At 69.4% G+C, this 16,629-nt stretch carries 9 protein-coding genes and 1 pseudogene; 4 read left to right on the top strand and 6 right to left on the bottom strand.

The window, feature by feature from the left end; all coding sequences use genetic code 11:
• Nucleotides 1-4 precede the first annotated feature (4 nt).
• Nucleotides 5-1,189, bottom strand: a complete 1,185-nt coding sequence (locus ACFYZ8_RS29155) for a glycoside hydrolase family 105 protein (RefSeq protein WP_388538364.1) — start codon at nt 1,187-1,189, stop codon at nt 5-7.
• Between the two features lie 298 nt (nt 1,190-1,487).
• Here ACFYZ8_RS29155 and ACFYZ8_RS29160 point away from each other — a divergent pair, with 298 nt between their 5' ends.
• Nucleotides 1,488-2,324, top strand: coding sequence for an aldo/keto reductase (locus ACFYZ8_RS29160; RefSeq protein WP_359036005.1), 837 nt, complete (start codon nt 1,488-1,490; stop codon nt 2,322-2,324).
• Between the two features lie 71 nt (nt 2,325-2,395).
• Here the strand turns inward: ACFYZ8_RS29160 and ACFYZ8_RS29165 are convergent, their stop codons facing one another.
• The 3 genes and pseudogenes from ACFYZ8_RS29165 to ACFYZ8_RS29175 form a co-directional block, all read right to left on the bottom strand.
• Nucleotides 2,396-3,097 (bottom strand): SDR family oxidoreductase, encoded by a 702-nt coding sequence (locus ACFYZ8_RS29165; RefSeq protein ID WP_359036007.1) that lies wholly within the window; start codon nt 3,095-3,097, stop codon nt 2,396-2,398.
• 456 nt (nt 3,098-3,553) lie between these two features.
• A pseudogene (locus tag ACFYZ8_RS29170) lies at nt 3,554-4,453 on the bottom strand (hypothetical protein); the annotation flags it as partial.
• A gap of 386 nt (nt 4,454-4,839) precedes the next feature.
• The gene (locus tag ACFYZ8_RS29175) at nt 4,840-5,745 is read right to left on the bottom strand and encodes a class I SAM-dependent methyltransferase (protein ID WP_388538362.1); all 906 of its coding nucleotides are present in this window, start codon (nt 5,743-5,745) and stop codon (nt 4,840-4,842) included.
• A 112-nt stretch (nt 5,746-5,857) separates the two neighbouring features.
• Here ACFYZ8_RS29175 and ACFYZ8_RS29180 point away from each other — a divergent pair, with 112 nt between their 5' ends.
• Entirely contained in the window at nt 5,858-6,670 is an 813-nt protein-coding gene (locus ACFYZ8_RS29180) for a phytanoyl-CoA dioxygenase family protein (protein ID WP_388538360.1), read from the top strand.
• Nucleotides 6,671-6,790: 120 nt separating this feature from the next.
• Here ACFYZ8_RS29180 and ACFYZ8_RS29185 read toward each other — a convergent pair whose 3' ends face one another.
• Together ACFYZ8_RS29185 and ACFYZ8_RS29190 are read right to left on the bottom strand one after the other, a co-directional pair.
• A complete protein-coding gene (locus ACFYZ8_RS29185; protein WP_359036017.1) occupies nt 6,791-8,503 on the bottom strand; it encodes a glycoside hydrolase family 6 protein in 1,713 nt (570 codons plus the stop codon).
• 84 nt (nt 8,504-8,587) lie between these two features.
• Nucleotides 8,588-10,003 carry a cellulose binding domain-containing protein gene (locus ACFYZ8_RS29190; protein WP_388538358.1) on the bottom strand — a complete coding sequence of 472 codons (1,416 nt, stop codon included), beginning with the start codon at nt 10,001-10,003 and terminating at the stop codon, nt 8,588-8,590.
• A gap of 405 nt (nt 10,004-10,408) precedes the next feature.
• On the opposite strand from ACFYZ8_RS29190, the gene ACFYZ8_RS29195 reads away from it, so the two are divergent.
• Both ACFYZ8_RS29195 and ACFYZ8_RS29200 read left to right on the top strand, forming a co-directional pair.
• Entirely contained in the window at nt 10,409-13,324 is a 2,916-nt protein-coding gene (locus ACFYZ8_RS29195) for a glycoside hydrolase family 48 protein (RefSeq protein WP_388538356.1), read from the top strand.
• A 499-nt stretch (nt 13,325-13,823) separates the two neighbouring features.
• Nucleotides 13,824-16,490 (top strand): cellulose binding domain-containing protein, encoded by a 2,667-nt coding sequence (locus ACFYZ8_RS29200; protein WP_388538354.1) that lies wholly within the window; start codon nt 13,824-13,826, stop codon nt 16,488-16,490.
• Nucleotides 16,491-16,629: the final 139 nt, after the last annotated feature.

Below are 16,629 nucleotides of genomic sequence, written 5' to 3' on the forward strand. Positions count from 1 at the left end.
GACACTAATCACCTCGCAGTTGTTCGTTCATGATCAGGAAGGCGCCCAGGCCGTGGAAGTCGTTGACGGCCCGGGTGCGGGCGACGTAGTACGCGTAGTCGCCGACGTTCGTGCCGACCGAGATGTCGGCGAGTTCGGTACGGCCGTCCGAGCCGACCGACAGTTTCGCCAGGACGCCCTGGTAGCCGCGCCGGGCCACGGCGGCGTAGCGCGGGACCAGGTAGCCGCGCTCGGCGCCGCGCGAGAGGGCGTAGGTGAACATGCTGGAGCAGGACGTCTCGGTCCAGTTGTCGCTCCGGCCACCCTTGTCGATCACCTGGAACCAGCGGCCGGTCGCCGGGTCCTGGTACTTCTCGAGGCCGGCCGCCAGCTTGCGCAGGATCACGAGGAGTTGGGCACGATGGGGCTGGTCCGCCGGGACGGCGTCGAGGACGTCGACGATCGCCATGGAGTACCAGCCGACCGCACGGCACCAGTGCTCGGGGGCGAGCCCGGTCTCCGGATCGGCCCAGCTCACGCTCTTCGACTCGTCGTAGGCGTGTCTCAGCAGCCCGTTGGCGGCCTGGAGGTGGCCGCCGTAGACCGCGAGCTGCCGTACCGCCTCGGCGTCCGTGCTCCCGCTCTCGCCGAACTCCGCGCCGTACTCGACGAGGAACGGGTTCACCATGTAGACGCCGTCCGCCCAGAGTTGGTGGGCGCGGCTCGCGGTGTCGGCGTGCCAGAAGCCGCCGTCCTCCGTGCGCGGGTAGGTGGTGAGGCGGTCGAGGATCTTGCGCGCGGCCGTCCGGTAGCGGGCCTCGCCCGTCTCGTGGTGGAGGATCACCAGCAGCCGGCCCGCCTGCATGCTGTCCAGGCTGTTGAACGACTGGCCGATGGAGCCGTCGGCACCGACGAACCGGTCGACATAGCTCTTGATGTACGCGAGGTAGCGGGCGTCGTGCGTGCGCCGGTAGGTGAGGTACTGACCGTAGAGATACAGGCCGACCGGGTAGGACCAGCCTCCGATGGTGCTCGGCGTGTAGCGGGCCGTGGTGGAGTCGACCATGGCGACGGACCAGTCCCGGTCCGGGCCCGGGCCCGGGCCGGCCGAGGGACCGGTGGGCGGGGGTGCGGCCGCCGGCACGGTGACCAGGGTCACGGCGGCGAGTGCGAGGGTCGTCAGTGCCGAACGCAGACGACGGCGTTTCATGTTCCTCCCTCTCCGTGAGTCAGGAGACACGGGAAACATCGGATGAAAGCCAACGCGGATTCACGTACATGAACTGAGTTCAGGATTCCGCCCGTTGGCGCGATCCAGAGTCGCGGCAGGACCGCCAGTGGTCAATGGTCCGTACCGAAGACGTCGGATGCATTTCCGGCCAATTTCGGCCATCGCCTGCTGACCGGCGGGTCAGTCCGGACGGATTCCGCGGTCAGGAATGCATCACGGCCCGTGATCGTTGACGATAGGAGTTCCACCTGACGACAACCGTAAGGATCAAGAGCTCGTGAGCAGCAAGGTCCCCCCGATCATCCTCAACAACGGCGTCGAGATGCCCCAGCTGGGTTTCGGCGTCTGGCAGGTGCCGGACGACGAGGCCGAGCGCGCCGTCGCCACGGCGCTCGAGGCCGGGTACCGCAGCATCGACACAGCGGCGATCTACGGCAACGAAAAGGGCACCGGCAAGGCGATCGCCGCCTCCGGAGTGGCCCGTGAGGACATCTTCGTCACCACCAAGCTCTGGAACAGCGACCAGGGTCACGACGCGACCCTGCGCGCCTTCGACACCTCGCTGGACAAGCTCGGCCTGGACTACGTGGACCTGTACCTGATCCACTGGCCGACGCCCTCCCGCGACCTGTACGTCGACACCTACAAGGCGTTCGAGAAGCTGCACGCCGACGGCCGGATCAAGGCCATCGGTGTCTCCAACTTCGAGCCCGACCACCTGGAGCGGCTGATCGCCGAGACGTCCGTCGTCCCGGCCGTCGACCAGATCGAGCTCCACCCGCACCTTCAGCAGCACGCGGCCCGCGAGTACCACGCGGAGCAGGGCATCGCCACCGAGGCGTGGTCGCCGCTCGGCTCCGGCAAGGGCCTCCTGGAGGTCCCGGCGATCGTGGCCATCGCCCGCAAGCACGACCGCACCCCCGCCCAGGTCGTGCTGCGCTGGCACCTCCAGCTCGGCAATGTCGTGATCCCCAAGTCCGTGACCCCGTCCCGGATCAAGGAGAACATCGAGGTCTTCGACTTCAGCCTGGACACCGAGGACCTGGCGGCGATCAGCGCGCTCAACGAGGACCGGCGCCTCGGCCCGGACCCGTCGACGTTCAACGCCGCCTGACGGCACAGCCGTACGGCCGACGGCGGACCCCTGTCGCAGGGGTCCGCCGTCGGTGTGTGCGGCGCCCGCCGTCAGACGGGCTGCCCGATCGGCCGTACGACGACGGTGTTGATGTCGACGCCCTCGGGCTGCCGTACGGCCCACACGACCGAGTCGGCGATCTGCTCGGCGGTGAGCAGGTGACCGGGCGGGAGGCTGCCGTAGGCGTCCCAGAACGGTGTCTCCACGCGGCCGGGGGCGACCAGGGTGACGCCGACGCCGAACTCGGTGACCTCACGGCGGGCGTTCTCGGCGAGCCCGGTCACCGCCCACTTCGTCGCCCCGTAGATGTTGCCGGGGCCGTGGACGAACCCGGCGACGCTGCCGATCAGGACGATCCGGCCGCGGGTCTCCTTGAGCGCGTCGATGGAGGCGCGGATGAGGAGGGCCGGGCCGAGCACGTTGGTCAGCACCATCTCGGTCCAGCCGGCCGGATCTCCCCCGGCGACGGTGTCATGGGTGGCGAAGCCCGCGTTGGCCACGACCGTGTCCAGCCGGCCGAACTCCTTGAGCGTGCCGTCCACGGCGGCCTGGATGTCGCCGTATTCGGCCGCGTTGCCGACGAAGGTCAACAGCCCCTCGGGGTTGCCCAGTTCCTCGGCGAAGGCGCGCAGACGTGGCTCGCCCCGCCCGGTGACGGCCACCCGGTGGCCCGCGTCGAGCAGTTGCCGTGCGACCGCGGCGCCGATACCACTGCCACCGCCGGTGATGAGCGCGACCGGTGCGTCGGACATTGCTTCCCCCTGGGTTCGTACGTCATCTCGTAACGGCAGGGAGTACATCAGTTGGAGCGTTCTCGAAGTCAAGGGCCGCAGGTACGGCGGTAGTCGGCCGAGGGGAACCAGCGCCGCCACTGCGTCCGGACGAGCCCCGTGTGCGTCCGGGCGCACACCGTGCGCGGCCCGGCCGGGGCCCAACGGGAGTGCTCTGTCGGCCAGATGGGGTGTGGCGAGGTGCAACTCCGCGCGGTCCGGGGTGAATCCGAGGGCCAGTACCGGGGCGTCCCCCACGGGCGGGATCGCGGGCGGGAGGACGGGGGCGCCGGTCTCCCAGACGTGCACGGATCCGTCCGGATCACTGGCGGCCACCAGGGAGGCGTCGGCGGAGAAGCCGAGAGCGGGTGCGTGCCGGTTGGAGCCGCCGGACTTCAGGGCAGCGAGTCCGCGCCAGGTGCGCGCGTCCCACAGGGTCACGCGGCCCTGGACGTCGGCGGCGGCGAGGTACCGGCCGTCGGGGCTGAACGCGGCCTCGGTGAGGTAGTCCTCGCCCCGCACACCGGCGAGTCCCTTCGGCCGTCTGCCCGTCGCGAGGTCCACGAGCGAGCCCTCGGAGGTCAGCGCGGTGCGGCCGGCCGGGTCGACGGTCACGGTCTCCTCACCGTTCACCGTCACCGGCTTCCTCACCGGGACCGGCCTGCCCCGTTCCTCACCGGGACCGGCCTGCCCCGGAGGCCGAAGGCAGCGGACTGCGCCGCCGGCCGTCCGCAGGGCCCGACGGGTCTCGGGCAGGTCGGCCACCCGCCAGGCGGCCGGCGCCAGCTGCGCCGCGGTGCGCGGATCGCTCTGCCGGAGGGTGTCCACCAGCTCGGCCGCGCCGCGGGCCTCGGCCTCGTCCCGCCGGCGCGCGCTGACCCCGCTCTGCTGCCAGGCGGTGACACCCGCGACCACAGCCAGGCACAGCAGCACGGCGAGCGCCGCGGTCAGGGCGCGCAGGCGGCGCGCGACCCGGGCGGCGGCACGGCGGCCGCGTTCGTACGTCTCGGCGCTCGCCGTCAGGAAGTCCCGTTCGAGCTGGTTCAGTTCGCCTTCCCTGCCGTCTCCCGCACACGCCTCGTCGTCGCCGAAGGTCTCGCGGGCCCGGATCAGCCGCGTGCCCCGGTACAGCGCGCCCGCGTCCCGCCCCAAACCGTCCCAGACGAGGGCGGCTTCGGTGAGGGCGCGGCTCGGTGCAGCCCTCGACCGCCTGGGCCGGACCCGGGCCCTCGCCCTGGCCACGGCCGGGCTCGCGCTGCTGCCGGTCACCCTCCAGTTGCGCACCCCGGAGAGCCGCACCGACGACGCCGCGGCGGTCACCCGAGCCCTGAGCACCATCCGGGCGGACGGGGTCCTCTACCTGCCCTCCCGCCGCCGCGTGTGGTCACTGGCCGACCCGGACTCGGTACGGCGCCTGTCCGACCTGGCCCTGGACCGCGGCCCGGCGGCTTCGGGAACGCTGTACGGCACGGAGGTGCGGGCCCCGGTGATCCGCGCCCGCATGCTGGCGGCGGGCCGGATCGTCGCCGTAGGAGACCCGGTGGGCCGGCCACGGGACCGGACTGCGGAAGAGACCGTCGAACGACGGGTACTGGCCGAGTACTTCACCCCCACCCGTGTCAGGAACGTCCGCGGCGCTCTGGTCAGCGAGTACACCCGCGCGCCTTCAGGGGCGCGGGGAACGGCGCGACCGGCCACCGACGACCCGTGGCGAACGCGCGCCCTCAGCCGGTCCGCACAGCGGTGTGCACCGTGTGTACCGCCAGCACGAACACATCCGGCCGCCGATGCACACTCGCCGTGTCCTCGGGATCCAGCAGACGATCGAGAGTGTCCCGGTCGTCGGATTCCAGGTACTCCCCGAACACGTCCCGCAGCCGCCCGAGCGACGCGGCGATGTACGCACGGGCCCGGTCGGTCGTCGGCGCCGGGAGGTCCAGCATGAAACTCCGCGTGCCGGTGTGCCGCAGCCCGGCGGAGGCCATCAGCGCGGGCCAGTCCTCGACCTCGGAGACGGCGTCGGCCAGCCCCGCCCGCATCTGCGCGAACCACTCCTCCTCCAGCGCGTCGAGCCGCGCCTGGAGGCCCGGCCGCCCGATCCCGATGTCCCGCGGCAGGAAGCGCGGGGGCAGCCCGCCCTCCATCAAGGCCAGCGTGCCGCCCCGCGCCAGCCGCGAGGCGAACGCGGCGATCCCGGCCCGCTGGTCCCCGAGGTGGTGCAGGCTGCGGCTGGCCCAGAGCAGATCGACCGGGTAGTCCAACTCATCCAGGATCCCGGGCAGTTCACCCGTCAGAGTGCCGAAACGGTCGGCGACACCGAGCCGTCCGGCCCGGGCCTGCGCCCGCTCCAGCAACGGCCCGGCCCCGTCCACGGCGACCACCCGGGCCCCCGGAAACGCCTCGGCGAGCAGACAGGACAGCACCCCGGGCCCACTGCCCGCGTCGACGATCAGCCCTGGCTCGGTCTGCTTGTGCCCGAGCCAGGCCAGGGCCCGCTCGTACAGGGGCGTGAACAGCTCCGCCTGGGTCTCCAGGTGGTGAGCCAGCGCGGACCAGTCGATGTCGGTGTGGTCGTGGTGGTGGTGACCGTGATTGCCATGATTGCCGTGGTTGCCGTGATCGTGCGCCATGGTGTCAGCCTCTCCTCGGGATGCTGTCAGCGTGCGCCGACGCACCGCGAAGACGCCAGTGAAGTTGCCGCGACAGCAAAAAACGCGGCAAAGCAGACGCAAAGAAAAGGGGATGCGCCCGCCCCGGCCGATCCCGCACGATGGCCCCATGGACGACGAACTGGTGGAGCGCTTCCTCGAAGACGGATTCGTGAGGATCGAGGGCGCCTTCACGCCCCGCGTCGCCCAGCACTGCGCGTCGCTGCTGTGGCGGGAGACGGGCTACGACCCCGAGGACCCGGCCTCCTGGAAGGACCCCGTGGTCTGGGTGGCCGACATGGCGCAGGGCCCGTTCGCGGCGGCCGTGAACTCACCGGTGCTGCATGAGGCCTTCGACCTGCTGGTGGGCGTGAACCGCTGGCACTCCCGCTACTCGCTGGGCAGTTTCCCCTTGCGGTTTCCGCACACCGAGGAACCCGACGACGCGGGCTGGCACATCGAAGGCAGCTACCTCCCCGAGGACGCGCCGGCCGGCATGTACCACACCAACCTGCGCTCCAGGGACCGCGCCCTGCTGATGCTGTTCCTGTTCAGCGAGGTCACCGGGACCGACGCCCCGACCCGCATCAGGGTGGGCTCCCATCTCGACGTGCCCTCGATCCTCGAGCCGTACGGCGAACAGGGCGCGTCCTTCCTGGAGTTGGCCCCGAAGGTGGACAAGGCATCAGCCCATCGCCCGCTCGCCCACGCCACCGGCAGCCCGGGGGACGTCTACCTCTGCCACCCGTTCCTGGTCCACGCGGCCCAGCCGCACCACGGCACGAAGCCCCGCTTCATGGCCCAGCCGCCGCTGCTCCTGGCAGAGCCGAACGAGTTGGACCGCCCGGACGGTGACTACTCGGCGGTCGAGTTCGCCATCCGCCGGGGCCTGGCAAAAGAGCACTGACCAGGCCCCGAGCGGCATGACTCCCCAGGGGCGCGGGGCGGTATCGATGTGCGGCTCCGCCGCGCGGGCGCGACCGGCAACAACGGACCGGCACCCGCAGCCCCACCGCACCCGGCCCAGCTAGAGCGCGGGGTACGCGTTCTTCATGAGCTCCTGGAACTGCGCCGAGAACCAGTGCCCCGACAGCGGAGCGTTCGGCAGCGCACCGGACATGTTGTTGTTGTTCCTCGGGTTGCCGGTGTACGTCGGGTCGCACATCCGGTCGAAGCCCTTGCCCTCGTCGTTCGCGATCGCCGAGCTGGACCCGTCGGACTCACCCGGAGGCTTGATCCACACGTAGGCGTCGATCCCGGCAGCGGGGCTGGCCTTCGGGCGCTCACCGAGACCGGCACCCGACTGGTTGCACCAGTTGCCGACATGGATGCGCCGGTCGATCCGGCCGCCGTTGACGTAGGTGTCCACGTCCGTCGTGGCACCGGGACCGGTCGGCCGGGCGGTACCGCCCCAGCCGTTGCGGGAGGTGTCGATCAGCATGCCGACGCCCGAGGGGAAGCCCTGGTTCACCGCTTCCTGACGGAAGGCCTGGGCGTAGGAGAGCTCGTCGGTGTACCGGTTCCAGTCCACCCACTTCGACTCGCGCACCGACTTGCCGGCCACGGAGTCGTTGATGGTGAAGTACTGCTCCTTCAGGGCACTGTAGTTGGCGGTGTTGGTGATGAAGCCCTGCACGTTGTTGACCGTCGAACCCTCGGCGGTGGCCGCCTGCTTCATGATCTGGACGCTCGCCGAGAAGTTGTCGTCCCAGCCGAGCCAGCCGTGGTGACCCGCGTCCACGTAGTTGTAGACGTTGGAGATGGCGCCGAGCTTGTTCAGCGCGTAGCCCACGCCCTTGACGTAGTTGCCGTTGGCCTTCATCGTGTCGCAGTTCGCGGTGGCGGTGGCTCGCGGCGAGACGTTGGTGACGAGGTTGGGCAGCGAGTCGATCTCGATCGTGTTGACGATCCGCAGCGAGGCGTACTTGGGGTCGGCGAGGATCGCCGCGATCGGGTCGATGTACTGCGTCTTGTACTTGTCGATCTCCGTCGGGCCGAGTTCGCCGTTGGAGGCGAGCGCCGCGCAGTCACGGCCGGGCAGGTTGTAGATGACCAGCTGGACGACGAGTTCGCCGCTGCCCTTCTGCTCCAGGGCCTTGTCGAGGTGGGCGCGCAGGCCCATCCCGCCGTTGACGCCGTTGATCGCGGCGATCCGGTCCAGCCACACCCCGGTGGGCTGGTTGGAGATCCGGCTGCCGCCGGGTTCCGCGGCGGCCTTCGCGGACCACTCGGGGTTCACGTACACCTTGGCGCCGGCGTACGGGTTGTCGACCTTGGTGCCGCCCCCGGGGTCCGGTGGGTTTGTGGGCCCGCTGCCGCCGTCGTCGACGTTGCAGGTCACACCGTCGAGGGTGAAGGTGGCCGGGACGGCATTGGTGCCGCTGTAGGTGCCCTGGAAGCCGAAGCTGACCGAACCACCGGTGGCGAGCGTGCCGTTGTAGCTCTCGTTGGTGGCGGTGACGGCCGTGCCGCTCTGGCTGATCTTGGAGTTCCAGAAGTTGGTGACCTTCTGGTTTCCGGCGTACGACCACTTCAGGGACCAACTCGACTTGGCCGCGCTGTTGTTGGTGATCGTGACGGCGGTGGTGAAGCCGGTGTCCCACTGGTTCTGCACCTTGTAGTCCACGGTGCAGGGGACGGCGGCGATGCCTGCCTCCGCCGGGGCCACGGCGAGCGCGGTCCCGGAGGCGCCGGCGACGAGCGCCAGGGCAGCGAGGAGCGCTGTTCTCGTACGACTCATGAGTGCGGGTTTCCTTCTCGGTCGCGGGTGTTGTCCGTTGAGCGGGTGTTGTCCGTCGATCGGGTGCTGTGCGTCGATCGGGTGCTATCCGTTCAGGGCGCGCAGATGGTCACGCAGCCCGGTGCCGAACGCTGTGGGTGTGCCGTCGTAGCCGCTGATCAGGGACGGTCCGGAGGAGCAGTCCCAGGTGTTCCAGGTCCAGCCGAGGTACGACAGACCGCGGTCGTCGAACCACTTCATGACCTGGTCGATCAACCCGTGCGAGCAGGTGTTCTCGCCGATCTCCCCCGCCACGAGGGGGACCTGGGCGGCCACCGGGGCCAGCGTGGAGTTCCAGCAGCTCGCGGTGGAGCAGGTGTTGAAGTTGTACACGTGCCAGGCGGCGGCGAGATTCCCCGCCGGGTCACTCGGCTTGTACGTCAGCCACTGGCTGAGGTCGTTGGAGTAGGCGATCCCTCCGGCCAGGATCAGGTTCGTGGCGCCGGTGCCCCGGACACTGTCGACGAGATCCTGCATACCGGCGACCTCGTACCCGATGCCCGGGCAGCTGCCGCCGTCCCGCCAGCACTGCCACGCCTGGGTGGTCGTGGAGGTGGCGCGGTCCGGGTAGGGCTCGTTGAACAGGTCGAAGACGACGGCCCGGTCGCCCTTGAAGGTGTTCGCCACCGAGGCCCAGAAGGAGGGCGTGTACTGCATGTCGGGCATCGGCTTCTGGCAGCCGGCGTGTACGTCGGAGCAGCCGGCGGAGTTGCCGGTGTACTGCCCGTAGGTCCAGTGGAGTTCGACCACGGGTGTCATGCCGTGGGCCTTGACCTTGGCGACCAGGTCCTTGACGGCGTTGATGTAGTTCGTACCGGCGTAGGCCGGGTTGATGTTGGACAGGCCGAGCCAGCACTCCTCGTTGAGGGGAATGCGGACCGCGTTCGCCTTCCAGTCGGCGATCGCCTTCACGGAGGCGTCGTCGACCGGGCCGTCGAAGATGCCGCGGCCCTGGACGCACATGAACTCGCCGCCGGACCGGTTCACTCCGAGCAGACGGCGGGTGGCGCCGCCGGCGTCCACGAGCTTGTTGCCGGACACCCGCAGAGCGGGGGGCGTGCCGTCACCGGGGCCCGGTGAGGGGTCCGTGGGCCCCGGTGTGGGTTCGGTGGCCGTGTTGCAGACCGTGCCGTTGAGCTTGAACGAGGTCGGTACGGCGTTGCTCCCGGACCGGGACGCGATGAATCCGGCGCTGACGCTCGCCCCGGTGGCCAACGAGCCGTTGTAGCTCTCGTTGGCAGCGGTGACCGTCGTGCCGGACTGGGACCATTTCGCGTTCCAGCCCTGGGTGAGCTCCTGGCCGCCGGTGAAGTCGAAGGAGAGGCTCCAACTGCTCATGGCAGCCGTGTTGTTGGTGATCCTCACGGAGCCCTGGAAGCCACTGTCCCACTGGCTGGTGACGGAGTACTCCACCGAGCAGGCAGGGGTGGCGCCGGACGCCGTGACCACCGGCACCGTCACGGCCCCGATGAGGGAGACCGCGCCGGCAACAGCTACTGCGCTTACCCGGGGGATTGCCCCCGGACCCCCAGCAGAACGGGCCGGCCGACGTGACCGATGCGTCCGCTGCGAGGTCCTCTTGAGTAAACGTACTGAACGCGGGGGGTGTCGCATGAGCGACTCCTTGCAGATCAGCGCGCCGTTACGGACGCGTCGACTGATGGAATCGCTCCCACTGGTGCCAAGGAAGGTAGCGCCAAGTGACGGCAAAGAACAGAGGGGTCACTTGACTTTTCCGAAGCCCCATTCGTCGAATCTTTTCGACTCTTCAAGCACCTTGACCCCTTGAATGCCCGTCCCCACTATGGGAGCGCTCCCACTGGTTCAAGCCTTGACTTCTCCGAGCCGCACAAGGAGGAACCAGCAATGCCCCCCACCAGGAGACGCCGGGCCGTCCGGCGATTGTGGACCGCTGTCGTGGCGGCCATGGCACTGCCGTTCGCGATGCTGAGTGCGGCTTCAACTCCCGCACAAGCAGCGGCAGTTCAGTGCAGTGTCGACTACAAGACCAACGACTGGGGCTCCGGTTTCACCGCGGATCTGACGATCACCAACCGCGGCACGGACGCCATCAACGGCTGGACCCTGACCTACGGCTACTCGGGCAACCAGAAGCTGAGCAACGGCTGGAACGGCACCTGGTCGCAGTCCGGGCAGACGGTCACGGTCAACAGCGCCTCGTACAACGCGAACATCGCCGCGGGCGCCGCCGTCACCACCGGCGCGCAGTTCACCTACAGCGGCACCAACACGGCCCCGACCAACTTCGCGGTCAACGGCACCTCGTGCACCGGCGCCCACCAGCCGCCGATCACCGTGCTGACCAGCCCGGCCGCGGGCGCGGTCTACACCCAGGGCACCGCGGTCCCGCTCGCCGCGACGGCCGCCGCCGTGGACAACGCGACCATCAGCAAGGTGGAGTTCTACGACAACACCACGCTGCTCGGCACCGACACGACCTCGCCGTACTCGCTCTCGGCCTCAAGCTTGACCGTGGGCAGTCATTCGCTGCTCGCGAAGGCGTACGACAGCCTGGGCGCGTCCGCCGAGTCGACGCCGGTCGGCATCACGGTCGCCTCGGGTCCCGCGGTCGTCGCCTCGGCCACCCAACTCGCCGTCCAGCAGGGCAAGACGGGCACGTACACCGTGAAGCTGTCGACGCAGCCCTCGGCCAACGTGACCGTCACGACCGCCCGTACGGGCGGCAACGCGGGTCTCTCGGTGACCGGTGGGGCCTCGCTGACCTTCACGCCGTCGAACTGGAACACCGCCCAGACGGTCACCATCACCGCCGACGCCTCCGGCACGGGAGCGGCGACCTTCGAGTCGACGGCCACCGGCCACGCCAAGGCCTCGGTGAATGTCACCCAGATCGCGGCGACGGGCACCTACAACGCCCGCTTCCTGGATCTGTACGGCAAGATCACCAACCCGGCGAACGGCTACTTCTCCCCCGAGGGCATCCCCTACCACTCGGTCGAGACGCTGATCGTCGAGGCGCCGGACCACGGCCACGAGACCACCTCGGAGGCGTACAGCTACCTCCTGTGGCTCCAGGCGATGTACGGCAAGGTCACGGGCGACTGGTCCAAGTTCAACGGTGCCTGGGACATCATGGAGAAGTACATGATCCCCACGCACGCCGACCAGCCGACCAACTCCTTCTACAACGCCTCCAAGCCGGCGACCTACGCGCCCGAGCTGGACACCCCGAACGAGTACCCGGCGAAGCTGGACACCTCGGTCTCGGTGGGTTCGGACCCGATCGCGGGTGAGCTGAAGAGCGCGTACGGCACGGACGACATCTACGGCATGCACTGGCTCCAGGACGTCGACAACGTCTACGGCTACGGCAACTCGCCCGGCAAGTGCGAGGCGGGACCGACGGACACCGGGCCGTCGTACATCAACACCTTCCAGCGCGGCGCGCAGGAGTCGGTGTGGGAGACGGTGCCGCAGCCGACGTGTGACGCCTTCAAGTACGGCGGGAAGAACGGCTACCTGGACCTGTTCACCGGTGACGCCTCCTATGCCAAGCAGTGGAAGTTCACCAACGCCCCGGACGCCGACGCGCGCGCGGTGCAGGCCGCGTACTGGGCCGACGTCTGGGCGAAGCAGCAGGGCAAGGGCTCGGACGTCTCGGCGACCGTGGGCAAGGCCGCGAAGATGGGCGACTACCTGCGGTACGCGATGTACGACAAGTACTTCAAGAAGATCGGCAACTGTGTCGGCCCGGCCGCCTGCCCGGCCGGCAGCGGCAAGAACTCCTCGATGTACCTGCTGTCCTGGTACTACGCCTGGGGCGGTGCCACCGACACCTCGGCGGGCTGGGCCTGGCGCATCGGATCCAGCCACGCGCACGGCGGCTACCAGAACCCCATGGCCGCGTACGCGCTGAGCTCGTATGCCGACCTGAAGCCCAAGTCGGCCACCGGCGCGGCGGACTGGAACACCTCGCTGGGCCGGCAGCTGGAGTTCTACCGCTGGCTGCAGTCCGACGAGGGTGCCATCGCGGGCGGTGCGACCAACAGCTGGGCGGGCCGCTACGCGACTCCCCCGGCCGGCAAGTCGACGTTCTACGGCATGTACTACGACGAGCAGCCCGTCTACCACGACCCGCCGTCCAACCAGTGGTTCGGCTTCCAGGCGTGGTCGATGGAACGGGTCGCCGAGTACTACCAGCAGACGGGGAACGCGCAGGCCAAGGCGGTCCTCGACAAGTGGGTCAAGTGGGCGCTGTCCAAGACCACGGTCAACCCCGACGGCACCTACCGGATCCCCTCCACCCTTCAGTGGTCGGGCCAGCCCGACACCTGGAACGCCTCAAGTCCCGGCGCCAACAGCCAACTTCACGTCACCGTCGCCGACTACACCAACGACGTCGGCGTGGCCGCCGCGTACGCCAAGACCCTGAGCTACTACGCCGCCAAGTCGGGCGACACGGCAGCGAAGACGATGGCGAAAGCGCTGCTGGACGGCATGTGGACCAACTACCAGGACAGCCTCGGCATCGCGGTGCCGGAGAACCGGGCGGACTACAACCGGTTCGACGACCCGGTGTACATCCCGAGCGGCTGGACCGGGACCATGCCCAACGGCGACGCCATCAATTCGTCGTCGACCTTCGCCTCGCTGCGGTCGTTCTACAAGAGCGACCCGGCCTGGTCGAAGATCGAGGCGTACCTCGCCGGCGGCGCGGTGCCCTCGTTCACGTACCACCGGTTCTGGGCCCAGGCGGACATCGCCCTGGCCATGGGTTCGTACGCGGAGCTTCTCGAATAACCAGCCCCCGCCGGGCGCTCCGCGGGTTGCGCCGTGTTCTGACTGCGGGTCCGTCGTGGCTGGTCGCGCAGTTCCCCGCGCCCCTGGAGGGGCGCCACAGTGCACAGCGTTTCCTCGGAACCGCCTGAAAGGCTCCGCGTATGAGGTCCCGCCACCTGACGGCGGGGCCGACCGGCCGGGCGGCCCCCTCCCGCACTGGGGGCCGCCCGGCACCTCTCGCACCGTACGGAAAGCGCTTTCCCCCCCCACACTCCCCCCTTTCCGGAGCCGCCGGCTCGCCGTCACGTCCATCCCGCAGACGACCTCGCCGACCTTGTCCTGCAGCAGCGGTCAAGTCGCGTCTCCCCATTGGCGGTCGAGTCGACGCGGGGCTCCGGGCGGCCAAGTCCTTCGAGCCGTCGAGCGGTCTCTCCCGTGACAGCCGTACCCAGAACCCCTGGGCCCTCCGATCTCACGAATGACCAGATCAGACCCCCGACTTGAAAGGCAGGACCCTCCCGTGCGAAGAACCCGCATCCTCACGGCCGTGCTCGCGCTCGCGGCCGGGCTGCTCGCCGGCACCCCGCCCGCACTGGCGGCCGACAGCGCCGCGAAGGTCCCGCTCGCCGCCGACACGTACACCTGGAAGAACGCCCGGATCGACGGCGGCGGTTTCGTCCCCGGCATCGTCTTCAACCGCAAGGAGAAGAACCTCGCCTACGCCCGCACGGACATCGGCGGGGCCTACCGCTGGCAGGAGTCCTCGAAGACCTGGACCCCGCTGCTCGACTCGGTCGGCTGGGACGACTGGGGGCACACCGGCGTGGTCAGCCTGGCCTCCGACTCCGTGGACCCGAACAAGGTGTACGCGGCGGTCGGGACGTACACCAACGGCTGGGACCCGAAGAACGGCGCGGTCATGCGCTCCTCGGACCGGGGTGCGAGCTGGCAGAAGACCGTGCTGCCCTTCAAGCTCGGCGGCAACATGCCGGGGCGGGGCATGGGCGAGCGGCTGGCGGTCGACCCGAACAAGAACAGCGTGCTGTACCTCGGGGCGCCGAGCGGCAAGGGGCTGTGGCGGTCCACGGACTCGGGCGTGAGCTGGTCGCAGGTGGCGAACTTCCCCAACGTCGGCAACTACCAGCAGGATCCGGGCGACACCAGCGGGTACGCCAGCGACAACCAGGGCATCGTGTGGGTCACCTTCGACGAGAGGACGGGCACGTCCGGCAGCGCGACCGGGACGATCTACGTCGGGGTGGCCGACCTGCAGAACTCGGTGTACCGGTCGACGGACGGCGGTGCGACCTGGAGCCGGCTCGCCGGGCAGCCGACGGGCTACCTGGCCCACAAGGGTGTCCTGGATTCGGTGAACGGATACCTGTATCTCTCCTACAGCGACAAGGGCGGGCCGTACGACGGGGGCAAGGGGCAGGTGTGGCGGTACGCGACGGCGACCGGCACCTGGACGAACATCAGCCCGGTCGCGGAGGCGGACACCTACTACGGCTTCAGCGGGCTGACGGTGGACCGGCAGAAGCCGGGCACGGTCATGGCGACCGCCTACAGCTCCTGGTGGCCGGACACCCAGATCTTCCGCTCCACGGACAGCGGGGCGACCTGGACGAAGGCGTGGGACTACTCGTCGTACCCCAACCGCGCGAACCGCTACACCATGGACGTGTCGTCGTCGCCGTGGCTGACGTGGGGCGCGAATCCGTCGCCGCCGGAGCAGGCCCCCAAACTCGGGTGGATGACCGAGTCGTTGGAGATCGACCCCTTCAACTCCAACCGCATGATGTACGGGACGGGCGCCACGCTCTACGGCACGGAGAACCTCACGAACTGGGACTCCGGCAGCCAGTTCACCATCAAGCCGATGGTGCAGGGCCTGGAGGAGACGGCGGTCCTCGACCTCGCGTCGCCGCCCTCGGGCGCCCCGCTGCTCAGTGCCCTCGGCGACATCGGCGGCTTCCGGCACACGGACCTGACCAAGGTCCCGTCGATGATGTTCACTTCACCGAACTTCACCACGACCACGAGTCTGGACTTCGCCGAGACGAACCCGAACACGGTCGTGCGCGTCGGCAACCTGGACTCGGGCCCGCACATCGCGTTCTCGACCGACAACGGCGCCAACTGGTTCGCGGGGACGGACCCTTCGGGCGTGAGCGCCGGCGGGACGGTGGCCGCCGCCTCGGACGGCAACCGGTTCGTGTGGAGCCCGGACGGCACGGGTGTGCAGTACACGACGGGCTTCGGTTCGTCCTGGACGGCGTCGAGCGGGATCCCGGCGGGCGCGATCGTCGAGTCGGACCGGGTCGACCCTCGGACCTTCTACGGCTTCAAGTCGGGGAAGTTCTACGTGAGTACGGACGGTGGGGCGACGTTCACGGCGTCCTCGGCGACCGGGCTCCCGGCCGGGGACAGTGTGCGCTTCAAGGCGGTGCCCGGGGCCAAGGGTGACGTCTGGCTCGCGGGCGGGTCCACCGACGGGGCGTACGGGCTGTGGCACTCGACGAACGGCGGCACGAGCTGGACCAAGCTGTCGAACGTCGACCAGGCCGACGCGATCGGCTTCGGGAAGGCGGCCGCGGGGGCGTCGTACCAAACCCTGTTCACCAGCGCGAAGATCGGTGGCGTCCGGGGCATCTTCCGCTCCACGGACAAGGGCACCAGCTGGACCCGCGTCAACGACGACGCCCACCAGTGGGGTTGGACCGGCGCGGCCATCACGGGCGACCCGCGGGTGTACGGCCGGGTGTACGTCTCGACGAACGGCCGGGGGGTGATCTACGGCGACAGCTCCGACCCGAGCGGCGGAGGCGGCACCGATCCCACGGACCCGCCCGACCCGGCGCCGACGGGCGCCTGCGCGGTGACGTACAAGATCACCAGCCAGTGGGCGGGCGGCTTCCAGGCGGACGTCCAGCTCAGCAACACGGGTTCAAGTGCCTGGACGGGATGGTCACTTGGCTGGACCTTCCCCAACGGCCAGACGATCTCCCAGTCCTGGAACGCCGACTCGACCCAGTCGGGCTCGACGGTCACGGCGAAGAACGTCGGCTGGAACGCCAACGTGGCCTCCGGCTCGTCCGTGAGCTTCGGCTTCACGGGCAGCTGGTCGGGGACCAACGGGAAGCCGTCGGCTTTCAGGATGGGCGACCAGAACTGCACGACCGCCTGAGCGGACCACGGAGGGCGCGTACCGCACCGGGTACGCGCCCTCTCCCCTGCACGACGAATGTCCAGGTCACAACTGAATCACCCTGCTCGCGCGACTCTCACTCTTTCTTCACACCTCCCGTTACGCTCATCACCCACGA

It is taken from the genome of Streptomyces sp. NPDC001668 (assembly GCF_042893155.1).
In the GTDB taxonomy this organism is placed as follows: Bacteria; Actinomycetota; Actinomycetes; order Streptomycetales; family Streptomycetaceae; genus Streptomyces.